At 76.3% G+C, this 14,962-nt stretch carries 11 protein-coding genes; 2 read left to right on the forward strand and 9 right to left on the reverse strand.

Going from position 1 to position 14,962, the window contains the following annotated elements; all coding sequences use genetic code 11:
• Positions 1-95: 95 nt before the first annotated feature.
• The 7 genes from AB0R04_RS38455 to AB0R04_RS38485 form a co-directional block, all read right to left on the reverse strand.
• Positions 96-1,889, reverse strand: a complete 1,794-nt coding sequence (locus AB0R04_RS38455) for an AMP-binding protein (protein WP_363378783.1) — start codon at positions 1,887-1,889, stop codon at positions 96-98.
• Between the two features lie 58 nt (positions 1,890-1,947).
• Positions 1,948-3,123, reverse strand: a complete 1,176-nt coding sequence (locus tag AB0R04_RS38460) for an acyl-CoA dehydrogenase family protein (protein WP_063350751.1) — start codon at positions 3,121-3,123, stop codon at positions 1,948-1,950.
• Positions 3,120-6,230 carry an amino acid adenylation domain-containing protein gene (locus AB0R04_RS38465; protein ID WP_363378786.1) on the reverse strand — a complete coding sequence of 1,037 codons (3,111 nt, stop codon included), beginning with the start codon at positions 6,228-6,230 and terminating at the stop codon, positions 3,120-3,122. Before AB0R04_RS38465 ends, AB0R04_RS38460 begins: the two co-directional genes overlap by 4 nt.
• 301 nt (positions 6,231-6,531) lie before the next feature.
• Positions 6,532-7,806 (reverse strand): non-ribosomal peptide synthetase, encoded by a 1,275-nt coding sequence (locus tag AB0R04_RS38470; protein ID WP_363378788.1) that lies wholly within the window; start codon positions 7,804-7,806, stop codon positions 6,532-6,534.
• Between the two features lie 74 nt (positions 7,807-7,880).
• The gene (locus tag AB0R04_RS38475; RefSeq protein WP_363378790.1) at positions 7,881-9,173 is read right to left on the reverse strand and encodes an MFS transporter; all 1,293 of its coding nucleotides are present in this window, start codon (positions 9,171-9,173) and stop codon (positions 7,881-7,883) included.
• Positions 9,174-9,562: 389 nt separating this feature from the next.
• Positions 9,563-10,651 carry a PP2C family protein-serine/threonine phosphatase gene (locus AB0R04_RS38480; RefSeq protein WP_363378792.1) on the reverse strand — a complete coding sequence of 363 codons (1,089 nt, stop codon included), beginning with the start codon at positions 10,649-10,651 and terminating at the stop codon, positions 9,563-9,565.
• Positions 10,652-10,851: 200 nt separating this feature from the next.
• On the reverse strand, positions 10,852-11,505 hold the full coding sequence (locus AB0R04_RS38485) for a maleylpyruvate isomerase family mycothiol-dependent enzyme (protein ID WP_363378793.1): 654 nt from the start codon (positions 11,503-11,505) through the stop codon (positions 10,852-10,854).
• A 71-nt stretch (positions 11,506-11,576) separates the two neighbouring features.
• Here AB0R04_RS38485 and AB0R04_RS38490 point away from each other — a divergent pair, with 71 nt between their 5' ends.
• The gene (locus AB0R04_RS38490; RefSeq protein ID WP_063350745.1) at positions 11,577-12,539 is read left to right on the forward strand and encodes a LysR family transcriptional regulator; all 963 of its coding nucleotides are present in this window, start codon (positions 11,577-11,579) and stop codon (positions 12,537-12,539) included.
• Positions 12,540-12,626: 87 nt separating this feature from the next.
• Here AB0R04_RS38490 and AB0R04_RS38495 read toward each other — a convergent pair whose 3' ends face one another.
• Positions 12,627-13,772, reverse strand: a complete 1,146-nt coding sequence (locus AB0R04_RS38495; protein WP_363378795.1) for an erythromycin esterase family protein — start codon at positions 13,770-13,772, stop codon at positions 12,627-12,629.
• A gap of 90 nt (positions 13,773-13,862) precedes the next feature.
• Here AB0R04_RS38495 and AB0R04_RS38500 point away from each other — a divergent pair, with 90 nt between their 5' ends.
• Positions 13,863-14,669: a TioE family transcriptional regulator gene (locus AB0R04_RS38500; protein ID WP_363378799.1), complete on the forward strand. Its 807-nt coding sequence runs from the start codon at positions 13,863-13,865 to the stop codon at positions 14,667-14,669.
• Positions 14,670-14,707: 38 nt separating this feature from the next.
• On the opposite strand, the gene AB0R04_RS38505 is transcribed toward AB0R04_RS38500, so the two are convergent.
• On the reverse strand, positions 14,708-14,962 hold a 255-nt coding region (locus tag AB0R04_RS38505; RefSeq protein WP_363378797.1), incomplete at its 5' end, for a BTAD domain-containing putative transcriptional regulator.

Genomic DNA, 14,962 nt, shown 5'->3' on the forward strand with positions numbered 1-14,962 from the left:
GGGGTGGGTGGGGGTGGGCATTAGGGTTCCCTTCGGGGCGCCCCGGCCGCGAAGGGCCGGGGCGCCCTGCGCAGGTGGTACGGGCGGGCGGGCGGTCAGACGGCGGCGGCGGCGGTCGGCTGCCGCTCTGCCACCAGCCGGGCGACGGCCCGCAGGTCGGGCTGGCGCAGCACCAGGGGCGCGCGCAACCGCACCCCGCACTCCTCCTCCAGGGCCTCCAGCAGCCGTGCGGCGGCGAGCGAGTTGCCGCCCGAGGCGAGGAAGTTGTCGCCGGGCCCGAGGTCGGCGCGGCCGAGCAGGTCGCGGCACAGGCGCAGCACGGTGCGCTCGGTGGGCGTGGCGCCCTCCTCCGCCGCGACCGGCTCGTCCGCGGCCGGGGCGAGCAGCAGGGCGGCGCGGTCGACCTTGCCGTTGGCGTCCAGCGGGAAGGTGTCGACCAGGCGGACGGCCGACGGGACGGCCTGCTCGGGCAGCCACGGCCGGACCGCCGCCAGCAGTTCGTCGGCGCCGGCCGCCGAGGGCCCCTCGACGGTCTGGACGAAGGCGAGCAGCCGGACGCCGCCGGTCGGCGCCGGGGCCGCGGCCACCACGGCCCGGCGCACCCGCGGGTCGCGCTCGAACGCGGCCTCGACCTCGGCGGGTTCGACCCGGACGCCGCTGACCTTGACCTGGTCGTCGAGCCGGCCGTGGAACTCCAGCACGCCGTCGGCGCCCATCACGACCCGGTCGCCGCTGCGGTAGACCCGGTCGATGCCGTCCACGCCGGGCGGCACGCCGACGAAGCGCCGGGCGGTCAGCTCGGGGTCGAGGTAGCCGGCGGCCAGGCCCCGGCCGCCGATGCGCAGTTCGCCGGCCTGGCCGCGCGGCACCGGCCGGCCGTCCTCGTCGGTGACCAGGACGACCGCGCCCGGGACGGGCAGCCCGATCGGCGGTGCGCCGGCGCCGTGGTCGAGGCCGGGCGCCATGGTGTGCACGGTGGTGGTGACGGTGGCCTCGGCGGGGCCGTAGGCGTTGTGGACGGCCGCGGTGACGTCCGGGCCGGGGGCGCGGCGCAGCCGGTCGCCGCCGATGGTGAGGTGGCGCAGCGCCAGCCCGTCCGGCCACGCGCGCGCCAGGATCGGTTCGGCGAGCGGGGTGGGCAGGATGCTGACGGTGACGCCGGCCTCGCGCCACCAGTCGGTGAGCGCGCCCGGGTCCCAGCGGACGGCCTCGGGGGCGAGGGTGAGCGCGGCGCCGGAGGTGAGGGTGGCCCACAGTTCCAGGACGTGCGGGTCGAAGGACACGCCGATCAGCAGGCTGTGCCGCTCGCCGGGGCCGAGGCCGGTCAGCTCGCGGTACCAGTGGAGCAGCGCGCCGAGGGCGGGTTCGCCGACGGCGACGGCCTTGGGGGTGCCGGTCGAGCCGGAGGTGAGCACCGCGTAGTGGGTGCCGGCGGGCACGTGGACCTGCTCGCCGGGGACGAACGCGGCGACCACGTCGGTGGTCGGGTCCAGGTCGAGCGCCAGCTGCTCGCCGCCCTCGGGAAGCCGGGCCGGGTCGCCGACCAGGCAGGCGGGCCGCAGCTGCTCGGCGACGGCCTGGAGCCGGCGCTCGCCGGGGCGCGGGCCGAGCGGCAGGTGGACGGCGCCGAGCTTGGCGGTGGCGAGGGTGACGGCGGCCAGGGCCGCGGAGTGGCCGAGGCAGACGCCGACCAGGTCGCCGGGGCGGATCCGGTCGCGCAGCGCCGCGGCCACGGTGTCGGCGAGGCGGTCGAGTTCGGCGTAGCTGTAGGTGCGGGCGCCGTCGATCAGGGCGGGCGCGTCCGGGGTCCGGTGCACCCAGGTGGCGAACAGGTCGAGGACCGCGCCGTCCTGGTGCGGGCGGCCGTATTCGATGCTCAGGGTTTCCATCATCGTCTCCAGGTGGTTCAGGCCGTTGACAGGCTGTTGACAGACCGCTGACGGACTGTCAGTTCAGGCCCATGGAGCGGGCGATGATCACCTTCTGGACCTCGGAGGTCCCCTCGATGATCGTGGTCATCCGCACGTAGCGGTACAGGAACTCCAGCGGATGGCCGCGCACCCAGCCGGTGGCGCCGTGCACCTGGAGCGAGCGGTCCACCGCGCGCACGGCGGTCTCGGAGGCGGTGAGCTTGGCGAGCGCCGCGTTCTCCGGCGCCTCGGTGCCGTCGTCGACCAGCCGGGCGCAGGCGAGGGTGAGCAGCTTGGAGCACTCCACCTCGGCCCGGGTGGCCACCAGGTGCTCCTGGATGTGCTGGTACTCGCCGATCACCTTGCCGAAGGCGCGCCGCTCGCGGGCGTACTCGACGCCCATCCGCAGCGCGTACTCGGCGATGCCGTTGCACATCGCGGCGACGACCAGGCGGCCCCGGGAGAGGCTGTCCATGGCGAGGGCGGTGGCCGCGCCGACGCCCTCCTCGCCGCCGATCACGGCGTCGGTGGAGACGGTGACCTGGTCGAGCAGCAGCTCGAACAGCGGTTCGCCGGACATGCCCTCGTAGCGCTGGCCGATCCGCAGGCCGGGCTGGTCGATCGGGAGGACGAAGGCGGTGGCGCCGGCGGTGGGCCCGGCCCCCTCACCGAGGTCGGTGGCGGTGACGACGAGCACCAGGCCGGCCCGGTCGGCGTTGCTGACGAAGGTCTTGCGGCCGTTCAGCACCCAGCCGTCGGCGGTGCGCACGGCGGTGGTGGTGAGGCGGAACGCGTCGGAGCCGGCGTGCGGCTCGGTGAGGGCGAGGCAGCGGGTCTGCTCGCCGCGCACCAGCGGCACGAGGTGGCGCTCGATCTGCTCGGGGGTGCCGTGCCGCAGCAGCGGGCTGGGGCCGTCGGAGCCGGCCAGGGCGTACGGCGCGAGCGGGCAGCCGCTGCGCCCGGCGGCGTGGTGCAGCAGGACGACGGCGGTGAACGGCATGTCGGCGCCGCCGAGTTCCTCGGGGTAGTCGCCGGCGTAGAAGCCGAGCGCGGCGGAGCGCTTGCGGACGTAGGCGCGCAGTTCGGCGGGCACCTCGTCGGCGGTCTCGGGCAGTTCGGCGGCCAGCGGGACGAGCTCGCGGCGGACGAAGCTCTCGAAGGCGTCGACGAGTTCGCGGTGGGCGTCTTCGAGGACGGCGGAGGGGGCGCTCATGCGCGGTCTGCCTTTCCGGGGTGCTGGCCGGTGAGGGCGCTGGCCTGGTCGGCCAGCACGGCGTGGCGGAACAGGGTGCGCAGCGGCGGGCGGCTGCCGAGGTGCGGCTCCAGCCAGGCGGCGAGCTGGGCGGCGAGCAGCGAGTGGCCGCCGACCTCGAAGAAGTGGGACTCGGCGGTGAAGCGGTCGTGGCCGAGCACCTCGCGCCAGGCGGCGGCGATCAGTTCCTGGCCGGGGTCGGCGAAGGCGCTCTCGGCGGCCGGGGCGGCCTCCTGGGCGGGGGCCTCGTCGGCGAGCCGGGCGAGGGCGGCGCGGTCGGGCTTGCCGCCGGGCAGGGTGGGCATCGTCTCGACGGCCGTCCAGGTGGCGGGGACGAGCCCGCCGGGCAGCCGCTGGGCGAGCGCGGCGTGCAGGGCGGCCTGGTCGGGGCGGTCGGCGCCCTCCAGGAAGCCGATCAGCCGCGGGCCGGCCTGCGGGTCGGTGTGCAGCACCACCGCGCAGGAGCGGCCGCCGAGTTCGGCGGAGGCGGCGGCCTCGATCTCCTCCAGTTCGATCCGGTGGCCGCGCAGCTTGACCTGGTTGTCGGCTCGGCCGAGGAAGCACAGCCGGCCGCGCAGGTCGCGGTAGCCGCGGTCGCCGGTGCGGTAGACGCGCTCGCCGCCGAGGGCGGGCACGGTGACGAAGCGGGCCGCGGTCGGCTCCGGCAGGCCGAGGTAGCCGTCGGCCAACAGGGCTCCGCTGACGGCGAGTTCGCCGACGCAGCCGGCCGGGAGCGGGCGCAGCGCCTCGTCCAGGACGTGCAGGCGCACGCCGTCCAGTTCGGCGCCGAGCGGGATCTCGCCGTCCTCGGCCACGTCGGCGGCGGTGACCTCGTACACGGTGGAGGTGACGGTGGCCTCGGTGACGCCGTAGGCGTTCAGCACGGTGGTGGCCTCGATCAGGCCGGTCAGCGCGCGGGCGGGCAGGCGCTCGCCGCCGAGGACGAGCAGCCGGGGCGCCCAGCGGCCGTCGCGCAGCGCCTCGCGCAGGTCCTCGCGGACGGCGAGCAGGTAGCTGGTCGGCAGGTTGGCGACGGTGACGCCGCGGGCGGCGAGCACGGCGACGAGCTCGGGCCCGGTGGGCACCTCGCGCTGCGGCACGACCAGGGCGGCGCCGGCGGCGAGCGCGGGCAGCACCTCCTCCAGCGCCACGTCGAAGGACGGGCGGGCGAACAGCAGCACCCGGTCGGCGGGGGTCAGTTCGTAGCGGGCGGCGATCGCGGCGACGTACCCGGCGAGCGCGTCGCGGCCGACCAGGACGGGCTTGGGCACGCCGGTGGAGCCGGAGGTGTGGATCAGGTAGGCGGCGCCCTCCACCACTGCGGCGGGCTCGGCCTTGGGGAAGGCCGGGCCGTCCAGCAGCGCGGGGGTGACGCCGTCGGCGGGCAGGGCGAGCGCGCTCTGCCGGGTGGCCAGCACCAGGGCCGGGGCCAGCCGGTCCAGCAGCAGGCCGAGCCGGGCGGCCGGGTCCTCGGCGGACAGCGGCGCGTACACGGCGCCGTACCGCAGGCAGGCGAGCAGGGCGACGACGCTGTCCACGCCGCGCGGCAGCACGGCGGCGACCGGCTGGCCGGGGGTGACGCCGGCGGCGCGCAGGCGTTCGGCCAGCTGGGTGACGCGACGGTCGAGCTCGCCGTAGCTGAGGCGCTCGGTGCCGGCGATCATCGCGATCGCCGTGGGGTCGTGGGCGGCGGCCGGGTCGAGACCGGCCCGGGCGACGGCGGTGGCGGGGTCGGCGGCCGGGGCGGGGTCGAGCGCGGCGAGCGTGGCCTCGGGCCGGTCGAGGTAGCAGCGCAGCAGCTGGAGCAGGCGGTCGGCCAGCAGGGTGGCCTCGGCCTCGCCGAAGAGGTCGGCGTCGTAGTCCCAGACCAGGGTCATCCCGGCGCCGCCGTGCTTCTCGCCGACCACCCGGCGGTCGTCGGGCAGCAGCACCAGGTCGAGGTCGAAGCGGGTGGTGCCGGTGTTGAAGCCCTCGTACAGCGAGACTTCGAGACCGGGCGCCTGGACGTCCGGCAGCGCGGCGTCGTGCGCGCTGAACATCACGTTGAACAGCGGGTTGTCGGCGCCGCCGGTGTGCAGGCCGAGCCGGCGGGTCAGCTCCTGGACCGGCAGGTCCTGGTAGGGCAGCGCGCGCAGCAGGACGTCGGTCACCTCGTCGACGGCCTCGGTGCCGGGGGCGGACGGGTCCAGTCGCAGGTGCAGCGGCACGGTGTTCACGAACATGCCGACGGTGCCCTCGAAGCCCTCAGGGCGGTTGCCGACGGCGGTGCCGACGACGAGTTCGCGGTGCCCGGAGTGCCGGCGCAGCAGTTCGGCGAAGAGCGTGAGCAGGGTGCTGAACGGGGTGTGCCCGTCCTCCTTGCTGCGGGTGCGCAGCCGCTCGGCCAGGTCGGCGCCGATCGCCTGGCGCATCTGGCCGCCGCGGTGGCGGCGCACCGCGCCGGGGTTGGCCAGCCCGGGCAGGGTGACCTCGCGCGGGGCGTCGGCCAGCTCCCGCAGCCAGAAGGCGAGCGCGCGCTCGCGGGCGTCCGGGTCGACGGCCGTACGGGCGTGCTGCTCGTACGAGGGCGCCTCGGGCAGCTGGTAGGGCTCGCCGAGGACGTGGGCGCGGTAGACGGTGAACAGGTCGCGCAGCAGGATCGCGAAGGAGTGGCCGTCGTGGACGAGGTGGTGCTCGACGTGGATCAGCCGGTGGTGGTCCGTGCCGAGGCGCACCAGGTGCCAGCGCAGCACCGGCGCCTGCTCGGTGTCCACCGGCTCCTCGGCCTCGGCGGCCAGCAGCTCGCGGAAGGCGGCGTCCGGGTCGGCCTCGGCGGCGAAGTCGCTGCGGCGCAGCGTCGGTTCGCAGTGCTCGGCGACCCGCTGGCCGGGCAGGCCCTCCGGGCGGGGGACCAGTTCCAGGCGCAGGCCCGGGTGGTGGGCGAGGACGGCGGCCAGTCCGGCGTGCAGCGCGTCCTCGTCGAGGGCGCCCCAGAGGTCGAGCACGGCGGTGAAGTTGTACGCACGACTGCCGGGCAGCATCTGCTCGTGCAGCCAGACGATCTCCTGCGAGGAGGAGAGCGCAAACATCGGTGACTCCCTTGTGTGGTGGGCGTGTTGGCCCTGCGGTGACGGGGCGGGCGTGGATGGCCCGGCCCTGGTTCCGGGCGCGCCGGGGTGGTGGCACGGCCCGGCGGTCGGTGTGGGGATTCGGTGGCGGCTTCGGTCCGGGGCGGGTCAGGCGTCCGGGGCGGGCGTCCTGATGCGGACGTCCGGTGCGGGTCCGGTACGGCTTCGAGTCGGGTCCGGGGCGGCTTCGGGTCGGGTCCGGATCAGGCGTCCGGAGCGGGCGTCCGGATCAGGTGTCCGACGCGGGGTCGGGCCGGGCGGGTCAGGCCGTCCGCAGGTGGCGGCGCAGCGTGGCGAGCAGGTCGTCGAAGGCGGCGGTGGCGGCGTCCTCGGGGAACCGTTCGCGGTCCCAGGCGAGGCGCACCAGCAGGTCGTCGCCCTGCGAGGCGGCGACCGCGAACGGCGCGGCGAGCGGCCGCCCGGCCAGGTGGACCTCCCGGCCGGGCACGCCGCCGAACACCAGCGGCGGGCGGCGGTGCAGGTCCTCCAGGGTGAGCATGCCGTCCAGGGCGCCCGTCCACGGGGCGCCGGCGGTGCGGGCGGCCCGGACCACCTCGTCGAACGGGGTGTCGGCGTGGTCGAGGTCGTCCCACCAGGCGTCGGCGAGGTCCTCCAGGGCGGTGGCCGCGCCGGGTGCGGCGGGGTGCACCAGGGTGTTGAGGAAGCAGCCGAGCGCGGCGGGCGCGCCGGGCGGGCGGCCGCCCCACGGGTAGCCGAGGGCGAGCTGCCCGTCGGTCCGGTGCAGCCGGTGGGCGGCGGCCGCGGTGGCGTCCAGCAGGGCGGGGAAGAAGGCGGTGCGGGCGGCCCCCTCGGCGGCGGGCAGCCGGTGGCTGAGCATGCCGGTGGAGCCGGCCGCTCCCCCGCCCGTCCCGGTGACGCCGCCGAGCCGGCGGCCCCAGTGGGCCTGTGCGGCGGGGCCGCCGGCCGCGTCCTCGGCGGCCAGTTGCCGTTCGACGGCCTCCCGGTAGGCCGCCAGGGCGTCCTGGTCGGGGGCGGCGACGGCCTCCTGGGCGTGGTCGTCCCGGGCGTAGGCGTCGGTGAGGTCGGCGGTCAGGATGCCGAGCGACTGCTCGTCGCAGGCCACGTGGTCCACCGCGAGGGCGAGCAGCTCCTCCTCGCCGTCCGGCTCCCGGGCCACCAGCAGGCGCAGCGCGGGCCCGTCGGCGGGCCAGTCCAGCAGGGCCTCGCGCAGGGCGGACCCGGCGGTGCCGCCGGGCGGGACGGCGATCCGGGCGGCCTCGGCCGAGGGGGCGCCGACCCGCAGGACGGGCGTGCCGCGCACCGTCCCGAAGCCGCCGCACAGCGCCGGGTGCCGGGCGGCGGTGGCGGCGGCGGCACGGGCCAGCCGGGGCAGGTCGAGGGTGCCGCCCGGGTAGGCGTGGAACAGCGGGACGACCTCGGGCCGGCCCTGCGGCGCGAGCCTGCGGGTGATCAGGAAGCGCCGTTGGGCGCCGGTGAGCGGGAGCAGGTCCATCGGGGAGTCGGCGGCGGCGGAACGGTACCGGGCGAGGTAGGCGGCGGTGATGCTGGCGTGCACGGAACGGTCTCCGGTTTCCGGTCTCGGTTCGGTTCGGACGTCAGGCGGCGGGGCTCGTCGGGCGGCCGGGTGCGTCAGGCGGCGGGGCTCGCGACGGGCTCCTCCCCGGCCGTGGCGGCGGTGTCGGCCGGGAGGTCCCGCAGCCGGCGCAGCGGCGACAGCAGCAGCGGCACCGGGACGAGCAGGAAGCCCGCCGCGCACAGCCACAGCGCGGCGCGCGGTCCGGCCGCGTCGGCGACGGTGCCGCCGACGAGCGCGCCGATCGGCAGCGTGCCCCAGACCAGGAAGCGCATGGTGGCGTTCATCCGGCCGAGCAGCTCCGGCGGGCACAGGCTCTGCCGGAAGCTCACCTGGGCGACGTTGTAGGCCACCGCGCCGAACAGCACCACCGCCGAGGCGATCCCGAACAGCACCACGCCCGCACCCCGGCCGGACAGCGGCCACAGCAGCGCGAACGGCGCCGTCACCACGGTGGCGAGCCAGATCAGCCGGGCCTGGCCGAGCCACTCCGCCAGCCGCCCCGCGCACAGCGCCCCGGCCAGGCCGCCGACGGCGGAGGCCGACAGCAGCAGGCCGATGGCACCCGGCGCCAGGTCGAGCACCCGCACCCAGAACACCGTCTGCACGGCCGCCAGCACGGCGGCGAACAGGTTGGACACGGCGGTCGCGGTGGCGATCGCCCGCAGCAGCGGGTGCCCGAGCACGAAGCGCACGCCCTCGGCGACCTCGGCGCGCAGCGACCGTCCGGTCGCCGGCTCCGGTTGGGGCTCCTCGACCCGGATCCGGGCGAGCAGCAGGGCGGAGGCGAGGTAGCCGACGGCGTCGGCCACGATGGCGAGCGACGCGCCGAGCAGCTGGACCAGGCCGCCGCCGAGCCCGGGCCCGACGATCTGCGCCGAGGAGCGGACCGTCTCGATCGCGCCGTTGCCCCCGACCAGTTGCTCGCGCGGCAGGACGGACGGCAGGAAGGACTGGTGGGCGACGTCGAAGAAGACCGTCGCCACCCCGGTGACCAGCGCCACCAGGTAGAGCTGGGCCATGGTCAGCACGCCGAGCGCGGCGGCCGGCGGGATCGACCCGACGGCGAGGCAGCGCACCACGTCGGCGCGGATCAGCACCGGGAGCTTGCGCATCCGGTCCAGCCAGGCGCCGGCCGGCAGGCCGACCAGCAGGAACGCGGCGGTCTCGGCGGCGGTCAGCAGGCCGACCTCGAAGGGTGTGGCATCGAGCACCACCACCGCCACCAACGGGAGCGCGACCAGGGTCACCTGGCTGCCCGTCTGGGCCGTCGCAGCTCCGGTGAGCAGGAGTCGGAAGTCGCGGTGGCCGAGCAGTCGGTCGCGGCGGGGGCTTGGTGTCTCGTTCATCAGTGCGACTTTCGGTCACCACTTCGCTACTGGGCAAGCATCGCGTCCGTTTCCGGACGAACCACGGGTCGGCCTGATCGCGCCACTCCCGCGGCCCGCCCTTACGGCCCCCATACGGCCGAACACGCTCCCGCCGGGACGTCCGCGCAGGCCGCCGACCAGGGGCGGACCACTCGCGCGGCCACCCGGCACACCGCGGGCCCCGCACGTCCAATTCGCCGTCCGCTATGCGGGCATTCGCATTCCGGCCACCGGACGCCATCACTCAACTTGGCTGGATCATGCGAAACACTGACTGTCCGTCACCTGATCGTGATATCGGCCGCGCCGCGGGAGGCCGTGGGAAGAAGCACCCGCGCCGCCGGACGGGCCGGACCGGGCCCCGCCGCTCAGTCCGCCTCCCGGCAGGTCACCGCCAGCACCGCCATGTCGTCGTCCCGCGGCCCGCCCGTCCACCGCTCCACGTCCGCCACCAGCGCGTCGACGGCCTCCTGGGGGCCGTCGAACGGGCCGAGCGGGCCCAGGGCGAGCAGCGGATCGTAGAACTCCCCGGCCGCGTCCCGGGCCTCCGTCACCCCGTCGGTCACCAGCAGCAGCGTGCACCCCGGCGGGAACGGCCGGGTCTGCGGCACCGGCCGGGCCACGCCCAGCGAGCCCATCCCGAGCGGCAGCCCCGGGTCGGCGGCGTCCAGCCGGCGCACCGCGTCCGGGCCGCCCAGCAGGTACGGCCCCGGGTGCCCGCAGTCGAGCGTGCGCACGACGTCCTCACCCGGCGGGAACTCGACCAGCAGCGCCGTGATGAACCCCTCCAGCCGCACCTCCTCGGTCAGCAGCGCGCTCTCCCGGGCGAGTGCCCGCTCCAACCCGTCGGCCAGCGCCGCGAGGTCCGGCGCGCGGTGGGCGTCCTCCCGGAACGCGCCGAGCAGCACCGACACCGCGCCGACCGCCTGCAGCCCCTTGCCCCGCACGTCCGCGATCAGCACCCGTACGCCGTACGGGGTCGCCTGCAGCGCGTACGCGTCGCCGCCGATCAGTGCCTCGGTCTGCGCCGCCCGGTAGCAGGCGGCGACCGACAGTCGGCCCACCCGCGCGGGCGGCTCGGGCAGCACCGCCCGCTGGGCGGCCTCGGCCACCGACCGCACCTGCGCCAGCCGCTCCCCGTGCCGGGCGACGACGCGGTTGACCCAGACGCCGAGCAGCGCGGCGAAGGCCGTGTTCACCAGCTCCAGGTAGCCGTCCTGGGTGCCGATCGAGCCGTCCCGCACGGCCAGCACGAGGATGCCGGTCACATTGGCGACGCCCACCGCGAGGGTGTCCCGCAAGGTCAGCAGCGCGCCGGTCAGGACGGCGGCGGCCGCCAGGAGCGGGTCACCCCAGTAGTCGGTGGGATCCAGGGAGTTCCAGACGAGCCCGCCGACGATCAGCAACCACGGCGCGAACCGCACGTACGGCGGCCACTGCTCAGACCTCGGGGCCATCGGAGACCTTGCTTCCCGTCTCACCGCCTATCCGGAATGGGCGATTCCGATCCTAGCCACCCCTGCTCACCCCCGCGCGCCCCCGGCTGCGCCGCGGGGAGCGAAGCGCGCGGCGGCGTCCCTCGGGCACCGGGGCCAGGCGTGCGCCCGGTGTACTGCGCTCTCGCCGACGGACGGGCACGCGAGAGCGGCCGCGCCCGCTACCCGTCCAGGGTGAACCGCCCCGCGCCCGGGCCGGTGAGCAGGCCGGGCGGCAGGCGGCGCCCGTAGGTGAGCAGCAGGAGGTGTTCGGCCCGGCCCTCCACCACGGCCGGGCCCTCGCCGTACGCCCAGGCGGTGTCGGTGGCCCGCAGGTGGACGCCGTCGAGTCGGGCGCCGAAGAAGCGCAGGCTGCGGCGGGAGACGGTGGCGAGCAGGGCGGTGACCCGAGGCAGCGGGAGGCGCGAGGGCAGGCCGAGCGCGGTGGTGATGTCGAGGCCGTGGACGACGTCGTGGCCGAGGGCGGCGATCCGGCCGCCGACCGGGGGGCGCCAGGGGTGTTCGGCGTGGTCGGCGAGGGCGGCGGCGAGTTGGCGGTCGGTGAGGGCGGCGGCGTCGCGGCGGGCCACCCGGTCGGTCATCCGGTGGAGGGAGCCGCCGGCCCGCATGAGGTCCGCGAGGTTGCGGGCCGTGGAGTAGCGAAAGCCGGTGCTCATGTGGGCGGCGACCTCGCGGACGCGCCAACCGGCGCACAGCGACGGGGAGTTCCACTGGTCCCGGGTGAAGGTGGTGAACACCTCGGCGAGTTCCCGGCGTTCGGCCGCGATCTGTTCGCGGACCCAGTCGACGCCCTGGTCGTGCTGCACGGTTTCCATGCCTCCAGCCTGCGGCCGGGGCCCTCCGTACGTCCAAGACCGGGGAGTTCTTCCGCCTATCATCAGAAGTTATGGAACTCCGGCAGCTCCAGTACTTCGTCACCGTGGCCCAGCAGGGCAGCTTCACCCGCGCCGCCGAGCTGCTGCACCTCACCCAGCCCGGGGTGAGCGCCCAGATCCGGCAGTTGGAGAAGGAGTTGGGCCACCGGCTGCTGGACCGCAGCGGGCGCGGCGTCCGGCTCACCCCGGTCGGCGAGGCGGTGCTCCCGCACGCGCGGGCGGCGCTCGCCTCCGCCGCGGCGGCGCGGCAGACGGCGCAGGACTTCGGCGGGTTGCGGCGCGGGCACGTCCGGCTCGGGCTGGTCTCCGGGGCGGCCCTGGGCCCTGTCCCGCCGGCCGGGGCGGACGACCTCCCCGGACTCGCCACCACGCTCGCCGCGTTCCGCCGCGACCACCCGGGCATCGACCTCTCGCTGGCCGAGGACGGTACCGCGCGGATGCTCGGCGCGCTGCGCGAGGGGCGGTTGGACCTCGCCGTGATCGGCCTGCCCACCGCCGCGAGCGGACGGGACGACGACGACGGCTGGCGGACGCTGGCCGGGCTCGCCCTGCACACCGTGCTGGAAGCCCCGCTGGTCGCCGCCTTCACCGGGCACCACCCGCTGGCCGGCGGACCGGACGGCCCCCTGCCGGTCGCCGCGCTGGCCGGGCACGCCCTGGTGAGCACCCCGCGCGGCACCGGCCTGCGGACGGCGCTGGAGCAGGCCCTGGCCGCGGCCGGAGCCCGCCCCACGGTCGCGGTCGAGGCGGCCGCCCCGCCGCAGCTGGCCGAACTCGCCGCGCACGGGCTGGGCGTGGCCGTGCTGCCGGATCCGCCGCCCGCCGCCGGGCTGCGGATCCGGCCGCTCACCGACCCCGTCCCCCTGGTGCGGATCGCGCTGGCCTGGCCGACCGGCCGCCCCATCGCGCCGCCCACGGCCGCGCTCCTGGGCCACTTGCGGACGTCCTATCCGGGCCCGGGGGCCCGTACCTGACGCTACCGGGGGTCCGCCCTCCGCAGGCCACCGTGTCAGCGCGACGGCGGCGGTGACGCCACGTCAGAGCGCGGCGGCGGTGCCCCGTCAGGACGCGGCGGCGGCGGTGCCGTCGCCGATGTGCAGGATCGCGTCGGCCCCGTCGAGGACAGCCCGGTCGAGCGGGAAGTAGCCCTGCTCCGGCGTGGTGTCGGTGCGCATCCGGCCACCGGCGGCCGCACCGGGCTCGACCAGTCCCCAGGTGGCGGCCCCGCGCTGGAGCGCGCCCTCGCGGGTGTCCGGCTCGGGCTCCTGGAGCCCGACGGCCGCGCTGCGGCCCAGGCTGCCGGGGACGAAGGTGTACGGCTCGTCCAGGGAGTTCAGGATGGCGCCGGCGCCGCTCCAGGCCAGGTCCAGATCCGCCAACCGCATGGTGCTCGGCTGCCGTTGCAGGTGGAGGTTGTGGGCGAAGACGAGGGTTCCCCCTCGGCGGGCCTCGCCGCTGCGGATGTCGAGGAGGTTCTGGGCCATGAGCACGTCCCGGGTGCCGAGGAGGCCGGACAGCCGGGCGCCCGGCTCCAGGCGCTCGGCCGACTGCCGGTGGTAGCGGAGCAGGCCGAGGCCGGCGGTGAGGTGCGTCCTGGCCCTGCGCCACTCGGCGCGCGAGGTCGCCGCGACCAGTTCCGGGGCCCGCGCGTACAGCAGGGTGAGCAGGTCGTCGGCGATCGTCCGCAGCTTCTCCGCCTCGGCGGAGGCGCCGGGCGACATCTCCGGGTCCAGGACCGCCTCGGGGCGGCTCCAGCGCTGGTCGTCGCCGACCAGGCCGACGAGGTCGAGGTCGAGCCCGAGGTAGTCGCGGGCGTGTTCGAGGTAGCGCCGCGGGCTGGGTGCGCTGGTGTTCTCCGTCTGCGCGTCGAAGCCGTGGAAGGCCAGACGGTCCGCCGGCGGCCGGCTCCGGTTGTACTCGCGCATCCAGGCGACCAGCCGCCGGTTGCCGTCCAGCTCTCCGAAGCCGTGGGAGAAGCCCTCGCCCATCACCGAGTCGAGGGTGCCCACCCCCTCCTGGACGAAGTCGTTCACGGCGAGCGCGGCCACCCGGTCGGTTTCGAGGGCGATCGACCGGAATCCCCGGTCGACCAGCTGGGCGAACAGCTCGTTGCGGATCCGCGCGAAGGCCGGTTCCCGGTGGGTGGGTTCACCGAGCGCCAGCAGTGCGCATGACGAAGGGGCGAGGTCTCGCAAGTCCTGACTCATGGTCCTCAAGCGTATCCTTGAAAGAACGGTTGAGACTTTTCCTGCTCCGACCGCCCGATCCTCCACTGAAGCCTCAAACCGGTGACCACCATGCGCCCCTCCGACCTCGCCCGCGGGCACGGCCTCTCGGCCCAGGCCGTGCGCAACTACGAGCGGGACGGTTTCCTCCCGCCCGCCGAACGCACCGCCAGCGGCTACCGGATCTACACCGAGGTGCACGCGGCCGCGCTCGACGCCTACCGCTCCCTCGTCGCGGCGTACGGCCACGCGACCGGCGGCCGGATCATGACCGCGCTCCACCGGGGCGGGCTCGACGACGCCCTGACGGCCATCGACCGCGGGCACGGCCAACTGCTCCGCGACCGGGACACCCTGGACGCGGTGCGGAAGGCCGTGCACCACCTTGCGGCGCGGCCCGACGCGGCGCGGGACCTTGCGGCGCAGCCCGACACGGCGCGGGACGTTGCGGCGGCGCGGGACCTTGCGGCGGATCTTGCGGCGGGCCCGTCGGCGGAGCCCGCGGTGGACGGTGCCGTCCTGAGCATCGGCGAACTCGCCCACCGGCTCGGCGTCACCCCGGCGACCGTGCGCAACTGGGAGGGCGCGGGCATCCTCACCCCCGCCCGGGACCAGGCCACCGGGCACCGCGTCTTCCGCGCCGACGACATCCGCGACGCCGAACTCGCCCACCTGCTCCGGCGCGGCGGCTACCCGCTGGACCACATCGCCACCGTGCTCCGACAGGTGCGGACGGCCGGCGGCACGGCCTCCCTGGCCGACGCCCTCGACGGCTGGCAGCGCAGGCTCACCGCCCAGGGCCTGGCCATGCTCGACGCGGCCGCCCGGCTCGGCCACTACCTGGGCCTGACCGGCCACCCCCGGCCGGAGCAGATCTAGGGTCTTCGTCAGCGATGCGGCGGGCCGCCGCGGTGGGCTCAGCCGACGCGGGTGAGCCGGGTGGTGCGGGGCGGGGTCCGGTCGGCGGGGGTGGCGGGGCCTGCGGTGGTGGCGGGGCCGGCGGCGCGGTCGGGCTCGGGGCGATCGGGGTCGGCGAGCAGGATGGAGCGCTGGAGCCGTCGCAGTCCGGCCGAGGGTTCCATGCCCAACTCCCGTACCAGGGTGTTGCGCAGGCGCTGGTAGGCCTCCAGGGCCTCGCCCCGTCGGCCGGAGCGGTGCAGGGCGATCATGTA

The organism is Kitasatospora sp. NPDC056731 (assembly GCF_040687675.1).
Lineage (GTDB): Bacteria > Actinomycetota > Actinomycetes > Streptomycetales > Streptomycetaceae > Kitasatospora.

Excerpts from the sequence above, each read along its gene's own strand:
- AB0R04_RS38460 (WP_063350751.1), bottom strand. The coding sequence starts at position 3,123 with ATGAGCGCCCCCTCCGCCGTCCTCGAAGACGCCCACCGCGAACTCGTC.
- AB0R04_RS38455 (WP_363378783.1), bottom strand. The coding sequence starts at position 1,889 with ATGGAAACCCTGAGCATCGAATACGGCCGCCCGCACCAGGACGGCGCG.
- AB0R04_RS38480 (WP_363378792.1), bottom strand. The coding sequence starts at position 10,651 with ATGGCCCCGAGGTCTGAGCAGTGGCCGCCGTACGTGCGGTTCGCGCCG.
- AB0R04_RS38485 (WP_363378793.1), bottom strand. The coding sequence starts at position 11,505 with ATGGAAACCGTGCAGCACGACCAGGGCGTCGACTGGGTCCGCGAACAG.
- AB0R04_RS38475 (WP_363378790.1), bottom strand. The coding sequence starts at position 9,173 with ATGAACGAGACACCAAGCCCCCGCCGCGACCGACTGCTCGGCCACCGC.
- AB0R04_RS38500 (WP_363378799.1), top strand. The coding sequence starts at position 13,863 with ATGCGCCCCTCCGACCTCGCCCGCGGGCACGGCCTCTCGGCCCAGGCC.
- AB0R04_RS38495 (WP_363378795.1), bottom strand. The coding sequence starts at position 13,772 with ATGAGTCAGGACTTGCGAGACCTCGCCCCTTCGTCATGCGCACTGCTG.
- AB0R04_RS38490 (WP_063350745.1), top strand. The coding sequence starts at position 11,577 with ATGGAACTCCGGCAGCTCCAGTACTTCGTCACCGTGGCCCAGCAGGGC.
- AB0R04_RS38465 (WP_363378786.1), bottom strand. The coding sequence starts at position 6,230 with ATGTTTGCGCTCTCCTCCTCGCAGGAGATCGTCTGGCTGCACGAGCAG.